This is a genomic window from Roseateles violae, from assembly GCF_030410485.1.
Taxonomy (GTDB): Bacteria; Pseudomonadota; Gammaproteobacteria; order Burkholderiales; family Burkholderiaceae_C; genus Roseateles_D; species Roseateles_D violae.
Genome location: NZ_JAUHHC010000004.1, coordinates 168,290 through 182,564, shown reverse-complemented (window position 1 = coordinate 182,564; position 14,275 = coordinate 168,290). Strand labels below are relative to the sequence as shown.

15 protein-coding genes and 1 tRNA gene are annotated in these 14,275 nt (G+C 65.5%); all 16 read left to right on the top strand.

The window, feature by feature from the left end; all coding sequences use genetic code 11:
- The 16 genes from QWJ38_RS15230 (at position 1) to nuoL (ending at position 14,269) form a co-directional block, all read left to right on the top strand.
- The gene (locus QWJ38_RS15230) at positions 1-990 is read left to right on the top strand and encodes an NAD(P)H-quinone oxidoreductase (RefSeq protein ID WP_290359962.1); all 990 of its coding nucleotides are present in this window, start codon (positions 1-3) and stop codon (positions 988-990) included.
- A gap of 16 nt (positions 991-1,006) precedes the next feature.
- Entirely contained in the window at positions 1,007-1,747 is a 741-nt protein-coding gene (gene tpiA / locus QWJ38_RS15225; protein WP_290359961.1) for a triose-phosphate isomerase, read from the top strand.
- Positions 1,748-1,775: 28 nt separating this feature from the next.
- Entirely contained in the window at positions 1,776-2,171 is a 396-nt protein-coding gene (secG, locus tag QWJ38_RS15220; RefSeq protein WP_290359960.1) for a preprotein translocase subunit SecG, read from the top strand.
- 147 nt (positions 2,172-2,318) lie between these two features.
- A tRNA-Leu gene (locus tag QWJ38_RS15215) sits at positions 2,319-2,403 on the top strand.
- A 254-nt stretch (positions 2,404-2,657) separates the two neighbouring features.
- Complete coding sequence (locus tag QWJ38_RS15210; protein ID WP_290359959.1) at positions 2,658-3,017, top strand: NADH-quinone oxidoreductase subunit A; 360 nt, start codon at positions 2,658-2,660, stop codon at positions 3,015-3,017.
- Between the two features lie 15 nt (positions 3,018-3,032).
- A complete protein-coding gene (locus QWJ38_RS15205) occupies positions 3,033-3,509 on the top strand; it encodes a NuoB/complex I 20 kDa subunit family protein (protein WP_046113908.1) in 477 nt (158 codons plus the stop codon).
- 21 nt (positions 3,510-3,530) lie between these two features.
- Positions 3,531-4,127, top strand: a complete 597-nt coding sequence (locus tag QWJ38_RS15200) for an NADH-quinone oxidoreductase subunit C (RefSeq protein WP_290359958.1) — start codon at positions 3,531-3,533, stop codon at positions 4,125-4,127.
- Positions 4,128-4,129: 2 nt separating this feature from the next.
- Positions 4,130-5,383 (top strand): NADH-quinone oxidoreductase subunit D, encoded by a 1,254-nt coding sequence (locus QWJ38_RS15195; protein WP_290359957.1) that lies wholly within the window; start codon positions 4,130-4,132, stop codon positions 5,381-5,383.
- A complete protein-coding gene (locus tag QWJ38_RS15190; protein ID WP_290359956.1) occupies positions 5,380-5,901 on the top strand; it encodes an NADH-quinone oxidoreductase subunit NuoE family protein in 522 nt (173 codons plus the stop codon). Before QWJ38_RS15195 ends, QWJ38_RS15190 begins: the two co-directional genes overlap by 4 nt.
- A 15-nt stretch (positions 5,902-5,916) precedes the next feature.
- Entirely contained in the window at positions 5,917-7,260 is a 1,344-nt protein-coding gene (nuoF, locus tag QWJ38_RS15185) for an NADH-quinone oxidoreductase subunit NuoF (protein ID WP_290360407.1), read from the top strand.
- A gap of 18 nt (positions 7,261-7,278) precedes the next feature.
- Positions 7,279-9,615: an NADH-quinone oxidoreductase subunit NuoG gene (gene nuoG / locus QWJ38_RS15180; protein ID WP_290359955.1), complete on the top strand. Its 2,337-nt coding sequence runs from the start codon at positions 7,279-7,281 to the stop codon at positions 9,613-9,615.
- A 19-nt stretch (positions 9,616-9,634) separates the two neighbouring features.
- Positions 9,635-10,693, top strand: a complete 1,059-nt coding sequence (gene nuoH / locus QWJ38_RS15175) for an NADH-quinone oxidoreductase subunit NuoH (protein ID WP_290359954.1) — start codon at positions 9,635-9,637, stop codon at positions 10,691-10,693.
- A 7-nt stretch (positions 10,694-10,700) separates the two neighbouring features.
- On the top strand, positions 10,701-11,183 hold the full coding sequence (nuoI, locus tag QWJ38_RS15170; protein ID WP_290359953.1) for an NADH-quinone oxidoreductase subunit NuoI: 483 nt from the start codon (positions 10,701-10,703) through the stop codon (positions 11,181-11,183).
- A 51-nt stretch (positions 11,184-11,234) separates the two neighbouring features.
- Positions 11,235-11,879 carry an NADH-quinone oxidoreductase subunit J gene (locus tag QWJ38_RS15165; RefSeq protein ID WP_290359952.1) on the top strand — a complete coding sequence of 215 codons (645 nt, stop codon included), beginning with the start codon at positions 11,235-11,237 and terminating at the stop codon, positions 11,877-11,879.
- Positions 11,879-12,193, top strand: coding sequence for an NADH-quinone oxidoreductase subunit NuoK (nuoK, locus tag QWJ38_RS15160; protein WP_290359951.1), 315 nt, complete (start codon positions 11,879-11,881; stop codon positions 12,191-12,193). Before QWJ38_RS15165 ends, nuoK begins: the two co-directional genes overlap by 1 nt.
- Before the next feature lie 18 nt (positions 12,194-12,211).
- A complete protein-coding gene (nuoL, locus tag QWJ38_RS15155; RefSeq protein ID WP_290359950.1) occupies positions 12,212-14,269 on the top strand; it encodes an NADH-quinone oxidoreductase subunit L in 2,058 nt (685 codons plus the stop codon).
- Positions 14,270-14,275 lie beyond the last annotated feature (6 nt).

Below are 14,275 nucleotides of genomic sequence, written 5' to 3'. Positions count from 1 at the left end.
ATGAAGGCGATCGCGATCACCCGCCCCGGCGGGCCCGAGGTGCTGCAAGTCGAGGCACGACCCGACCCCGTTGCCGGGGCCGGTGAATGCCTGATCGCGGTCGAGGCCTATGGCATCAACCGCCCCGACGTGTTGCAGCGCAAGGGCTCCTATCCGCCGCCGCCGGGTGCCAGCGATCTGCCCGGGCTCGAGGTGGCCGGCCGCATCGTCGCCGGCGATGCCGCGGCGCTGGCCGCCGCCGGGCTGAAACTCGGTGACGCGGTCTGCGCGCTGGTGGCGGGTGGCGGCTATGCCGAGCTGTGCACGGCGCCGGTCGAGCAATGCCTGCCGGTGCCCAATGGCTGGAGCATGGCCGAGGCCGCCAGCCTGCCCGAGACCTTCTTCACCGTTTGGTCGAATGTGTTCGAGCGGGCGCGGCTGCAGCCGGCCGAGACCATCCTGATCCACGGCGGCAGCAGCGGCATCGGCGTGACGGCGATCCAGTTGGCCAAGGCCTTCGATGCGCGCCAGGTGATCGTGACGGTTGGCAATGCGGCCAAGGCCGAAGCCTGCCTGCAACTGGGTGCCGATCTGGCGATCGACTACCGGGCGCAGGACTTTGTCGCCGAGGTCAAGGCCGCCACCGGCGGCCATGGCGTCGACGTGATCCTGGACATGGTCGCCGGTCCTTATGTCGAGCGCAATGTGCAGTGCCTGGCCGAGGACGGTCGCGCGGTCATCATCGCGGTGCAGGGCGGGCTGGAGGCGAAGTTCGACGCCGGCCTGGTGCTGCGTCGGCGCCTGACGATCAGCGGTTCGACCTTGCGCCCGCGGCCGGTCGCCTTCAAGGCGGGCATCGCGCGCGCGCTGCGTGAGCGGGTGTGGCCGCTCTTGGAGTCACGCCGGATCGCCCCGGTCATTTACCGCCAGTTGCCGGCCGATCGAGCCGCCGAGGCGCACGCCCTGATGGAATCGGGCGAGCATGTCGGCAAGATCGTGCTGTGCTGGTGAGATGGAGTTCGTAGCAATGCGCAAGAAATTGGTCGTTGGCAACTGGAAGATGCATGGCAGCCGCGCTGCCAATGCGGTCCTGTTGGCCGGCCTGAAGGAAGCGGGGCCGTGGAACGCCGACGTCGCCGTCTGCGTGCCATTCCCCTATATCGCCGAGACGGCGCTGGCCCTGACCGGCCAGCAGGTCGCCTTCGGCGCGCAGGACTGCTCGGCGCACGAGCAGGGGGCCTACACCGGCGAGGTCTCCTCGGCGATGCTGGCCGATCTGGGTTGCCGCTACGCGATCGTCGGCCACTCGGAGCGCCGCGCCTACCACCATGAAAGCGATCAGTTGGTCGCCGACAAGGCCAAGGCGGCGCTCGCGCATGGCGTGACGCCCATCGTCTGCGTCGGCGAGACGCTGGCCGAGCGCGAGGCGGGCCGCACCGAAGAGGTCGTCAAGCGCCAGCTGGCCGCGGTGATCCACACGCTGACGCATTGCATCGGCGAGATCGTACTGGCCTACGAGCCGGTCTGGGCGATCGGCACCGGTCTGACCGCAACGCCCGAGCAGGCGCAGGCGGTGCACCAGGTGTTGCGCCTGCAGCTGCATGCGGCGACGCAGAAGTCCGACGCGATGCGCATCCTGTACGGCGGCAGCGTCAAGCCCGACAACGCGGCCCAGCTGTTCGGCCAGCCCGATATCGATGGCGGCCTGATCGGCGGCGCGGCGCTGAAGGCGGCCGATTTCGCCGCGATCTGCCGCGCGGCGATGTAAGAGACAACGGTTTTTTGGAGTTTTTTGAATGCAAGTCTTGGCTAATCTGGTTCTTGTTCTGCAGCTGCTGAGCGCGCTGGTGATGATCGGCCTGGTGCTGGTCCAGCACGGCAAGGGCGCCGATATGGGCGCTTCCTTCGGCAGTGGTGCCTCGGGCAGCTTGTTCGGCGCCACCGGCAGCGCCAACTTCCTGTCGCGCAGCACGGCCGTCTGCGCCACCGTCTTCTTCGTCTGCACGCTGGCGCTGGCCTATCTGTCCAACCATCGCGGCGGCGCTGCCGCTGCCGAGAGCGTGCTGGACCGTGCCGCGCCGCCGGCCGTCGCCGCCTCGGGCGCGGCAGCGATTCCGGGTGCCGTCGCGCCGTCGGCCGCAGTGCTGCCGGCCAGCGTCGCGCCGGCCGCATCGGGCGCTGCTTCGAACTGAGGCGGCTGCTGTGCGGCGCACTGTTGTTGCGGTGCGCTGCGCAGACAAAATCTCCGCCGCTTCACTTAGAGGCGAAGATTTTTCGGTATAGAATACAAGGCTGTCCGGGGTAGCAATTCCTCAAGCGGATCCGGACGGAAAACACGAGCGGTCGTGGTGAAATTGGTAGACACGCTATCTTGAGGGGGTAGTGGCGAAAGCTGTGCGAGTTCGAGTCTCGCCGACCGCACCAGATCATCGGTTAGGATTTCGAGGCTGGAGCCTCGAGAGTACTGGTCGAAGCGACCTGTCGCGATAAATACTCGAAGGGGTTTTGTTGCAAGGGGAAAGGCGGGCGCGAACCGTGGACAGCAATCAGTTGTCGGCGGCGCGCCCGTAGCTTTTGCCGGCCTCGCGTTTCATCGGCGCGCGGCTCGTCGCGATGTGTTTATTGATTTTCCGTCCCTGCGCCCGGAGGCGCGGCGGACGGTGCTGAGAGCGTCAACCATGAGCCTGGATCAGTACCTGCCCGTCATCCTCTTCATCCTGGTCGGCGTCGGCGTCGGTGTGGCGCCTCAGGTGCTCGGCTTCCTGCTCGGCCCGAACCGGCCCGATGCGGCCAAGAATTCCCCCTACGAATGCGGCTTCGAGGCTTTTGAAGACGCGCGCATGAAATTCGATGTGCGCTACTACCTCGTCGCCATCCTGTTTATTTTGTTCGACCTGGAAATCGCTTTCCTGTTTCCCTGGGCGCTTTCGCTGAAGGAAATCGGCGCCGCGGGTTTCTGGGCCATGATGATTTTCCTGGGCATTCTGGTCGTGGGTTTCGCCTACGAATGGAAAAAAGGCGCCCTGGACTGGGAATAAGCTGAGGCACACCTCATGGGTATCGAAGGCGTTTTGAAGGAAGGCTTTGTCACCACCTCGGTCGACAAGCTGATCAACTGGTCCAAGACCGGTTCGCTGTGGCCGATGACCTTCGGTCTGGCCTGCTGCGCGGTGGAGATGATGCATGCGGGCGCGGCCCGTTACGACATCGACCGTTTCGGCATGCTGTTCCGGCCCAGCCCGCGGCAGAGCGATCTGATGATCGTCGCCGGCACGCTGTGCAACAAGATGGCGCCGGCGCTGCGCAAGGTCTACGACCAGATGGCCGAGCCGCGCTGGGTGCTGTCGATGGGATCCTGCGCGAACGGCGGCGGCTACTACCACTACAGCTACTCGGTCGTGCGCGGCTGCGATCGCATCGTGCCGGTCGACGTCTATGTGCCCGGCTGCCCGCCGACGGCCGAGGCGCTGCTGTACGGCATCTTGCAGCTGCAGGCCAAGATCCGCCGCGAAAACACGATCGCGCGCTAAACGAGGACGGGACAAGCACCGATGAGTAGCAAACTCGACACCCTCAAGACGGCGCTCGAAGCCGCGCTGGGCGAGCAGATCCAGAACCTCAAGCACGAGCTGGGCGAGATCACGATCACCGTCAAGGCGAGCGACTACCTGGCCGCGGCCAAGACGCTGCGCGATCACGCCGAGCTGAAATTCGAGCAGCTGATCGACCTCTGCGGCGTCGACTACAGCGACTACGGCATGGGTGGCTACGAAGGCCCGCGCTACGCGGTGGTCTCGCACCTGCTGTCGGTGAGCAAGAACTGGCGCCTGCGCCTGAAGGTCTTCTGCCCGGACGACGATCTGCCGCTGGTGGCGGCGCTGACGCCGGTGTGGAACTCGGCCAACTGGTTCGAGCGCGAGGCCTTCGACCTCTACGGCATCCTCTTCGAAGGGCACGAGGATCTGCGCCGCATCCTGACCGACTACGGCTTCATCGGCCACCCGATGCGCAAGGACTTCCCGACCTCCGGCCATGTCGAGATGCGCTATGACGCCGAGCAGAAGCGCGTCGTCTACGAGCCGGTGTCGATCGAGCCGCGCGAGATCACGCCGCGCGTGATCCGCGAAGAGAACTACGGCGGTATCTGAACATGGCCGAGATCAAGAACTACACCCTCAACTTCGGCCCGCAGCACCCGGCCGCCCACGGCGTGCTGCGCCTGGTGCTGGAGCTGGACGGCGAGGTCATCCAGCGCGCCGATCCGCATATCGGCCTGCTGCACCGCGCCACCGAGAAGCTGGCCGAGAGCAAGACCTTCATCCAGTCGCTGCCCTATATGGACCGCCTCGACTATGTGTCGATGATGTCCAACGAGCATGCCTACTGCCTGGCGATCGAGAAGATGCTGGGGTTGGAGGTGCCGATCCGCGCGCAGTACATCCGCGTGATGTTCGCCGAGATCACCCGCCTGCTGAACCACCTGCTGTGGCTGGGCGCGCATGGTCTGGACTGCGGCGCGATGAATATCCTGATCTACGCCTTCCGCGAGCGCGAGGATCTGTTCGATATGTACGAGGCGGTGTCGGGCGCGCGCATGCACGCGGCCTACTTCCGTCCGGGCGGCGTCTACCGCGACCTGCCGGACACCATGCCGCAGTACAAGGTCAGCAAGATCAAGAACCAGAAGGCAATCGACCGCCTGAACGAGAACCGCCAGGGTTCACTGCTGGATTTCATCGAGGACTTCTGCAAGCGTTTCCCGAAGAATGTCGACGACTACGAGACGCTGCTGACCGACAACCGGATCTGGAAGCAGCGCACGGTCGGCATCGGCGTCGTCTCGCCGGAGCGCGCGCTGAACATGGGCTTCACCGGCCCGATGCTGCGCGGCTCGGGCATCGCCTGGGACCTGCGCAAGACGCAGCCCTACGACGTCTACGCGCAGATGGACTTCGACGTGCCGGTCGGCACCGAGGGTGACACCTACGACCGCTATGTGGTGCGGATCGAGGAGATGCGCCAGAGCAACCGCATCATCCAGCAATGCGTGGACTGGCTGCGCAAGAACCCCGGCCCCGTCATCACCGACAACCACAAGGTCGCGCCGCCTTCGCGTGTCGACATGAAGTCGAACATGGAAGAGCTGATCCACCACTTCAAGCTGTTCACCGAGGGCTTCCGCGTGCCCGAGGGCGAGGCCTACGCCGGCGTCGAGCACCCGAAGGGTGAGTTCGGCATCTACATCGTCAGCGACGGCGCCAACAAGCCCTATCGCCTGAAGATCCGCGCGCCGGGCTTCGCGCATCTGGCAGCGCTGGACGAGATGGCCAAGGGCCACATGATTGCCGACGCCGTCGCCGTGATCGGCACGATGGACATCGTTTTCGGTGAGATTGATCGATGAGTGATCAGCAGCAATACCTTTTGAGCGAGGCCACCGCCGCGCGCTTTGCGCGCGAAGTGGCGAAGTACCCGGCCGAGCAAAAGCAGTCGGCCGTGATGGCCTGCCTGTCCATCGTGCAGCAGGAGCAGGGCTATGTCTCGCGCGCGGCCGAGGACGTGATCGCCGCCTATCTGGGCATGCCGGCGATTGCCGTCTACGAGGTCACGACCTTCTACAACATGTACAACCAGCGCCAGCTGGGCCGCTTCAAGCTGAACGTCTGCACGAACCTGCCCTGCCAGTTGCGCGGCGGCCAGCAGGCGCTCGAGCATCTGTGCGGCAAGCTCGGCGTCGACGAGGGCGGCACGACGGCCGACGGCTTGATCACCGTGCAGAAGAGCGAGTGCCAGGGCGCCTGCGCCGACGCGCCGGTGCTGCTGGTCAACGACCGCCAGATGTGCAGCTTCATGAGCAACGAGCGCCTCGACGAACTCGTCGCGACGCTGCAGGCGCATGCTCAAAGCTCGGCCAAGAACTGAGGGACGGTGGAAGCGATGCTGGATCTCTCCAAGTTTCAATCGACGGGTGTCGAAACCTGTTTCCATGATCGCCATCTGGGCGCCCAGATCTATGCCGGCCTGGACGGCAAGAACTGGTCGCTGAAGGACTACGAGGCGCGCGGCGGCTATCAGGCGCTGCGCAAGATCCTCAAGGGCGAAGGCACGGCCGACGGCGCGCCGCTGACGCCCGACCAGGTGATCGCCGAGGTCAAGACCTCGGGCCTGCGCGGCCGCGGCGGCGCCGGCTTCCCGACCGGCCTGAAGTGGAGCTTCATGCCGCGCCAGTTCCCGGGCCAGAAGTACCTGGTCTGCAATTCGGACGAGGGCGAGCCCGGCACCTGCAAGGACCGCGACATCCTGATGTTCAACCCGCACATCGTCATCGAAGGCATGGCGATCGCGGCGTATGCGATGGGCATCACGGTCGGCTACAACTACATCCACGGCGAGATCTTCGAGGTCTACGAGCGCTTCGAGGCGGCCCTGGAAGAGGCGCGCGCCGCCGGCCTGCTGGGCGACAACATCCTCGGCTCGGGCTTCACGTTCCAGCTGCATGCGCACCACGGCTTCGGCGCCTATATCTGCGGCGAGGAAACGGCGCTGCTGGAATCGCTGGAAGGCAAGAAGGGGCAGCCGCGCTTCAAGCCGCCGTTCCCGGCCAGCTTCGGCCTGTATGGCAAGCCGACGACGATCAACAACACCGAGACCTTCGCTGCGGTGCCCTGGATCATCCGCAACGGTGGCCAGCCCTATCTGGAGATCGGCAAGCCGAACAACGGCGGCACCAAGATCTTCTCGGTCAGCGGCGACGTCAACAAGCCCGGCAACTACGAGGTGCCGCTGGGCACGCCGTTCGCGAAGCTGCTGGAACTGGCCGGTGGCGTGCGCACCGGCCGCCAGCTGAAGGCGGTGATCCCGGGCGGCTCCTCTGCCCCGGTGCTGACCGCCGAGGTCATGATGAACTGCACGATGGACTATGACTCCATCGCCAAGGCCGGCTCGATGCTGGGCTCGGGCGCCGTCATCGTGATGGACGATTCGCGCTGCATGGTGCAGAGCCTGCTGCGACTGGCCTACTTCTATGCCCACGAGAGCTGCGGCCAGTGCACGCCCTGCCGCGAAGGCACCGGCTGGATGCACCGCGTGATCGAGCGCATCTACAACGGCCAGGGCAGGGCACAAGACCTGGATCTGCTGAACTCGGTGGCCGACAACATCCAGGGCCGCACGATCTGCGCGCTGGGCGATGCCGCGGCGATGCCGGTGCGCGCAATGATCAAGAACTTCAAGCACGAGTTCGTGCAGATGATCGAGGCCGCGAGCGCCAAGGCGGCGTGAGCGAGCGGGAAACAAAACATGGTTGAAATCGAACTCGACGGACAGAAGGTCGCGGTCCAGGAGGGCAGCATGGTGATGCATGCCGCCGAAAAGGCCGGCACCTACATCCCGCATTTCTGCTATCACAAGAAGCTCTCGATCGCCGCCAACTGCCGCATGTGCCTGGTCGACGTCGAGAAGGCGCCCAAGCCGATGCCGGCCTGCGCGACGCCGGTGACGCAGGGCATGATCGTGCGCACCAAGAGCGACAAGGCGCTGAAGGCGCAGCAGGGCGTGATGGAGTTCCTGCTGATCAATCACCCGCTGGACTGCCCGATCTGCGATCAGGGCGGCGAGTGCCAGCTGCAGGATCTGGCCGTCGGCTACGGCGGCTCAAAGTCACGCTACTCGGAAGAGAAGCGCGTGGTCTTCCACAAGAACGTCGGCCCGCTGATCTCGATGGAAGAGATGAGCCGCTGCATCCACTGCACCCGCTGCGTCCGCTTCGGCCAGGAGATCGCCGGCCAGATGGAGCTGGGCATGGCCCACCGCGGCGAGCACAGCGAGATCCAGACCTTCGTCGGCCGCACCGTCGATTCCGAGCTGTCGGGCAATATGATCGACATCTGCCCGGTCGGTGCGCTGACCAGCAAGCCCTTCCGCTACAGCGCCCGCACCTGGGAGCTGTCGCGCCGCAAGAGCGTCTCCCCGCACGATTCCACCGGCGCCAATCTGATCGTCCAGGTCAAGGGCAGCAAGGTGATGCGCGTCGTGCCGCTGGAGAACGAGGCGGTCAACGAGTGCTGGATCGCCGACCGCGACCGCTTCTCCTACGAGTCGCTGAACGGCGACGAGCGCCTGCATGCACCGATGATCAAGCAGGGCGGCGCCTGGAAGACCGTCGACTGGACCACCGCGCTCGAATATGTGGCCAATGGCCTGAAGCTGATCAAGGCCGAGCATGGCGCCGGCAAGATCGGCGCGCTGGCCACCGGCCACAGCACGGTCGAGGAACTGCATCTCTTGGCCAAGCTGGTGCGCGGTCTGGGCAGCCAGAACATCGACAGCCGCCAGCGCCACGCCGATTTCGCCAATGTGGCGCCGGCCGGCCAGGCCCAGTGGCTCGGCAGCTCGATCGCCGCGCTGTCCGAAGTGGACCGCGCCTTCGTGATCGGCTCCTTCCTGCGCAAGGATCACCCGCTGTTCGCGCAGCGCCTGCGCCAGGCCGCCCGCCGCGGCGCGCAAATCCTGGCCCTGGGCGCCAGCGAGGACGACTGGCTGATGCCCGTCGCCGCGCGCATCACCGCCGCGCCTAGCGTCTGGCTGCAGTCGCTGGCCGGCGTGGCCGCCGCGATCGCCGCGACGACCGGTGCCGCCGCGCCGGTCCCCGCCGAGGCGGATGACGCCGCCAAGGCGATCGCCGCCGCGCTGCTGTCGGGCCAGAAGAAGGCGCTGCTGCTGGGCAACGCCGCCGCGCAGCATCCGCAGGCCGGCGCGCTGCTGAGCCTGGCCAACTGGATCGCCGGCCAGACCGGTGCCACGGTCGGCTATCTGAGCGAGGCTGCCAACACGGTCGGCGCCCAACTGGTCGGCGCGCTGCCGCAGGACGGCGGCCTGAACGCCGGCCAGATGCTCGGTGACGCGGGCCTCAAAGGCCTGCTGCTGCTGAACACCGATCCGGTGCTGGACAGCGCCAATGCGGCCGCCGCCGCCAAGGCGCTGGCCGCGGCCGAGATGGTCGTCGTGATGAGCCCGTTCAAGAGCGGCCTCGAGTACGCCGACGTGCTGCTGCCGACCGCTCCGTTCACCGAGACCTCGGGCTCCTTCGTCAATGCCGAGGGCCGTCTGCAGAGCTTTGTCGGCGTCGTCCGTCCGCTGGCCGAGACCCGTCCGGGCTGGAAGATCCTGCGCGTGCTGGGCAATCTGCTGGCGCTGGACGGCTTCGGCCAGGAGAGCTCGGAGCAGGTGCGCAGCGAGGCGCTGGGCGCCGACACCGACCTGAGCGCGCGCCTGAACAACGCGAGCAGCGCCGCGGTCACGCTGACGGCCGCCGCCGGTGGCGTCGAGCGCCTGGCCGAGGTGCCGATCTATGCCAGCGACGCGCTGGTGCGCAATGCCGGTTCGCTGCAGCTGACCGCCGATGCGCGCAACGCCCGCTACGCGACGCTGCCGCAGCAGCTGTGGACGCAGCTGGGTCTGGACGCGCAAGGGCAGGGCGCGCGCGTGCGCATCACCCAGGACGGCGCCGGCGCGGCCGAGCTGCCGGCCCGGCTCGATGCCAAGCTGCCGGCCAACGTCGTGCGGGTGCCGGCCGGTCTGGCCGAGACGGCCAGCCTGGGCGCGATGTTCGGCGCATTGACGGTGGCCAAGGCCTGAAGCGGCGAGGACAAGAACAATGATTGACACCCTCTACCAAACGGGCGCCAGCTATCTGGGCGGCTTCTGGCCGCTGATCTGGACGCTGATCAAGATCGTCGCGGTGGTCGCGCCGCTGATGGTCTGCGTCGCCTACCTGACCTTGTGGGAGCGCAAGGCCATCGGCTGGTCGCAGATCCGCCCGGGCCCGAACCGCGTCGGCCCCTACGGCCTGCTGACGCCGATCGCCGATGCGGTGAAGCTGATCTTCAAGGAGATCATTGTCCCGGCCAAGGCCAACAAGGGCCTGTTCTTCCTCGGCCCCATCATGACCATCATGCCGGCGCTGGCCGCCTGGGCGGTCGTGCCCTTCGGCCCGGAGACGGCGCTGTCCAACATCAACGCCGGCCTGCTGTTCCTGATGGCGATCACCTCGCTCGAGGTCTATGGCGTGATCATCGCGGGCTGGGCCTCCAACTCGAAGTACGCCTTCCTCGGCGCGCTGCGCGCCTCGGCGCAGATGGTCAGCTACGAGATCGCGATGGGCTTCGCCCTGGTGATCGTGCTGATGGTCACCGGCTCGCTGAACATGAGCGAGATCGTGCTGGGCCAGGGCAAGGGCTGGGCAGCATCGCACGGCATGGGCCTGTTCTCCTGGAACTGGCTGCCGCTGCTGCCGATCTTCTTCATCTACTTCATCTCGGGCCTGGCCGAAACGAACCGCCATCCCTTCGACGTGGTCGAGGGCGAATCGGAAATCGTCGCCGGCCACATGATCGAGTACTCGGGCATGGCCTTCGCGATGTTCTTCCTGGCCGAGTACGCCAACATGATCCTCGTCTCCGTGCTGGCGGTGACGATGTTCCTGGGCGGCTGGCTGAGCCCCTTTGCCTTCCTGGACTTCATCCCCGGCTGGATCTGGCTAGGCCTGAAGACCTTCGTCGTCGTGACCTGCTTCCTGTGGGTGCGCGCCACCTTCCCGCGCTTCCGCTACGACCAGATCATGCGTCTGGGCTGGAAGATCTTCATTCCCGTGACTCTGATCTGGCTGGTCGTCGTCGGCCTGTGGATCCAGTCCCCGTTCAACATCTGGAAGTAACACCAGAATGTTCAAAGACGTCATCAAGAGCTTCATGCTCACCGAGCTGTTCAAGGGCATGGCCCTGACCGGCCGGCATTTCCTGTCGCGCAACATCACCGTGCAGTTCCCCGAGGAGAAGACGCCGCTGTCGCCGCGCTTCCGCGGCCTGCATGCGCTGCGCCGCTACGAGAACGGCGAGGAACGCTGCATCGCCTGCAAGCTGTGCGAGGCGGTCTGCCCGGCCATGGCCATCACGATCGAGTCGGATGTGCGCGACGACGGCTCCCGTCGCACGACCCGCTACGACATCGATCTGACCAAGTGCATCTTCTGCGGCTTCTGCGAGGAAAGCTGCCCGGTCGATTCGATCGTCGAGACCTCGATCTTCGAATACCACGGCGAAAAGCGCGGGGATCTGTACTTCACCAAGGACATGCTCCTGGCCGTCGGCGACCGCTACGAGAACGAGATCGCAGCCCAGAAGGAGGCCGACGCCAAGTACCGCTGAGGAAACGCCCGGTTGCACCGGGCCTTTCTTTGCTGCGCTTGCGGGACATCCATGGATATCACCACCGCCCTGTTCTACGTTTTTGCCGCCGTGCTGCTCGGCGCGGCCTTCCGCGTCATCACCGCACGCTCGACCGTGCATGCCGCGCTGTTCCTGATCCTGGCCTTCTTCAACGCCTCCTGCATCTGGATGCTCCTGAAGGCCGAGTTCCTGGCCATCGCGCTGGTGCTGGTCTATATCGGCGCCGTGATGGTGCTGTTCCTGTTCGTCGTGATGATGCTGGACATCAATACCGACGGCATGCGCCAGGGCTTCTGGAAGCATCTGCCGCTGGCCGGTCTGGTCGGCGCCTTCATCGCGCTGGAGATGGCCGCCATCCTGATGGGCGGTTTCCGCCTCGGCCAGGCGCCCGAGCTGAGCCCGGCCGCCGCGCAGCTGGGCAATAGCAAGCTGCTTGGCATCGCGATCTACACGCAATACCTGTATCCGCTGCAGATCGCGGCCGTGCTGCTGCTGGTCGCCATCATCGCGGCGATCGCCTTGACCCTGCGCCAGCGCAAGGACTCGCGCAGCCAGGACCCGTCGCAGCAGGTCAAGGTCAAGAAGGCCGACCGCCTGCGCGTGCTGAAGATCGCGCCGACGGTGGAGTTGCCGCCCGTCGAGCCCGCCGCCGACAACAACAAGGGAGCCGCGTGATGGGCGCCACTCTGACCCTGGGCCATTTCCTGACCTTGGGCGCGATGCTGTTCGCGCTGTCGGTGATCGGCATCTTTCTGAACCGCAAAAACCTGATCGTGCTGCTGATGGCGATCGAGCTGATGCTCTTGGCGGTGAACCTGAACTTCGTCGCCTTCTCGCACTACCTGGGCGATATGGCGGGCCAGGTCTTCGTGTTCTTCATCCTGACGGTGGCCGCGGCCGAGTCGGCGATCGGCCTGGCCATCCTGGTCGTGCTGTTCCGCAACCGCGCCACCATCAATGTCGACGAGCTCGACGCGCTGAAGGGCTAAGGAACAGGACGCATCAAGATGTCTGCAACACTCTCCCAGAACATGCTGCTGGCGGTGCCGCTGGCGCCGTTGGCCGGCGCGGTGATCGCCGGCTTCTTCGGCAAGCAGGTGGGCCGCCGCGGCGCTCACACGATCACCATCCTCGGCGTGCTGATCGCCTTCATCATCTCGGCGATGGTGCTGAAGTCGGTGGCCGTGGACGGCGCCCGTTTCAACGAGACCATCTATGAATGGATGGTCGTCGGCGGCCTGAAGATGGAAGTCGGCTTCCTCGTCGACGGCCTGACCGCGATGATGATGTGCGTGGTGACCTTCGTGTCGCTGATGGTGCACATCTACACGATCGGCTATATGGAGGAGGATCCGGGCTACCAGCGCTTCTTCTCCTACATCTCGCTGTTCACCTTCTCGATGCTGATGCTCGTGATGAGCAACAACTTCCTGCAGCTGTTCTTCGGCTGGGAGGCGGTCGGCCTGGTGTCCTATCTGCTGATCGGCTTCTGGTACACCAAGCCGACGGCGATCTTCGCGAACATGAAGGCCTTCCTGGTCAACCGGGTCGGCGACTTCGGCTTCATCCTGGGCATCGGCCTGCTGGTCGCCTATGGCGGCTCACTCTCCTATGCCGAGACCTTTGCCAAGGCCGGCGAGCTGTCCAAGATCGCGTTCCCGCTGCCGCTGTGGGGCGAGGGCTGGATGATGCTGACGGTCGCCTGCATCTGCCTGTTCATCGGCGCAATGGGCAAGTCGGCCCAGTTTCCGCTGCATGTCTGGCTGCCCGATTCGATGGAAGGCCCGACCCCGATTTCGGCGCTGATCCACGCCGCCACCATGGTGACGGCCGGCATCTTCATGGTCGCCCGCATGAGCCCGCTGTTTGAGCTCTCGGACACCGCGCTGAACTTCGTGCTGGTGATCGGCGCGATCACGGCCCTGTTCATGGGCTTCCTGGGCATCATCCAGAACGACATCAAGCGTGTCGTCGCCTACTCGACCCTGTCGCAGCTGGGCTATATGACGGTGGCGCTGGGCGCCTCGGCCTACTCGGTCGCCGTCTTCCATCTGATGACGCACGCCTTCTTCAAGGCCCTGCTGTTCCTCGGCGCCGGCTCGGTGATCATCGGCATGCACCATGATCAGGACATCCGCAATATGGGCGGCCTGCGCAAGTACATGCCCATCACCTGGATCACCTCGCTGCTGGGTTCGCTGGCCCTGATCGGCACGCCGCTGTTCTCGGGCTTCTACTCGAAGGACTCGATCATCGAGGCCGTGCACGCCAGCCATCTGCCGGGCGCGCATTTCGCCTACTTCGCCGTCGTCGTCGGCGTGTTCGTGACTGCCTTCTACTCGTTCCGGATGTACTTCCTGGTCTTCCATGGCAAGGAGAACTTCCACCACAAGCCCTTCCCGCAGGAAGACGCCGCCGAACATGACGCGCACCACGCGCATGACGAGGATCACACGCCGCACGAGTCGCCCTGGGTGGTGACCGCGCCGCTGATCCTGCTGGCCATCCCCTCGGTGGTGATCGGTTTCCTGGCGATCCAGCCGATGCTGTTCGGCGACTTCTTCAAGGACGCGATCTTCGTCAACGGCGAGGCGCATCACGCGATGGAAGAGCTGGCGCACGAGTTCCACGGCGCCGCCGCGATGGCCCTGCATGGCCTGCAGACGCTGCCGTTCTGGCTCGCGCTGGCCGGCGTCGCCGCCGCCTATGTCTGCTATATGGTCGCCCCGGCGATTCCGGCCTTCTTCGCCAAGGCGCTGCGCCCGCTCATCGTCGTGCTCGAGAACAAGTACTTCATGGACTGGTTCAACGAGAACGTGCTGGCCCGCATCGCACGCGGCCTGGGCGTCGGCCTGTGGAAGGCCGGCGACCAGGGCCTGATCGACGGCCTGCTCATCAACGGCTCGGCGCGCGCCATCGGCGGTGTCGCGGCGCAAGTGCGTCGGGTGCAGAGCGGTTTCCTGTACTGGTACGCGCTGGTGATGATTCTGGGCGTCATCGGCCTGATGACCTGGCAGCTATGGCCTTATATGGGGCCCCAGTTCAAGACCTGGTTCGGTCTTTGAAAGCGG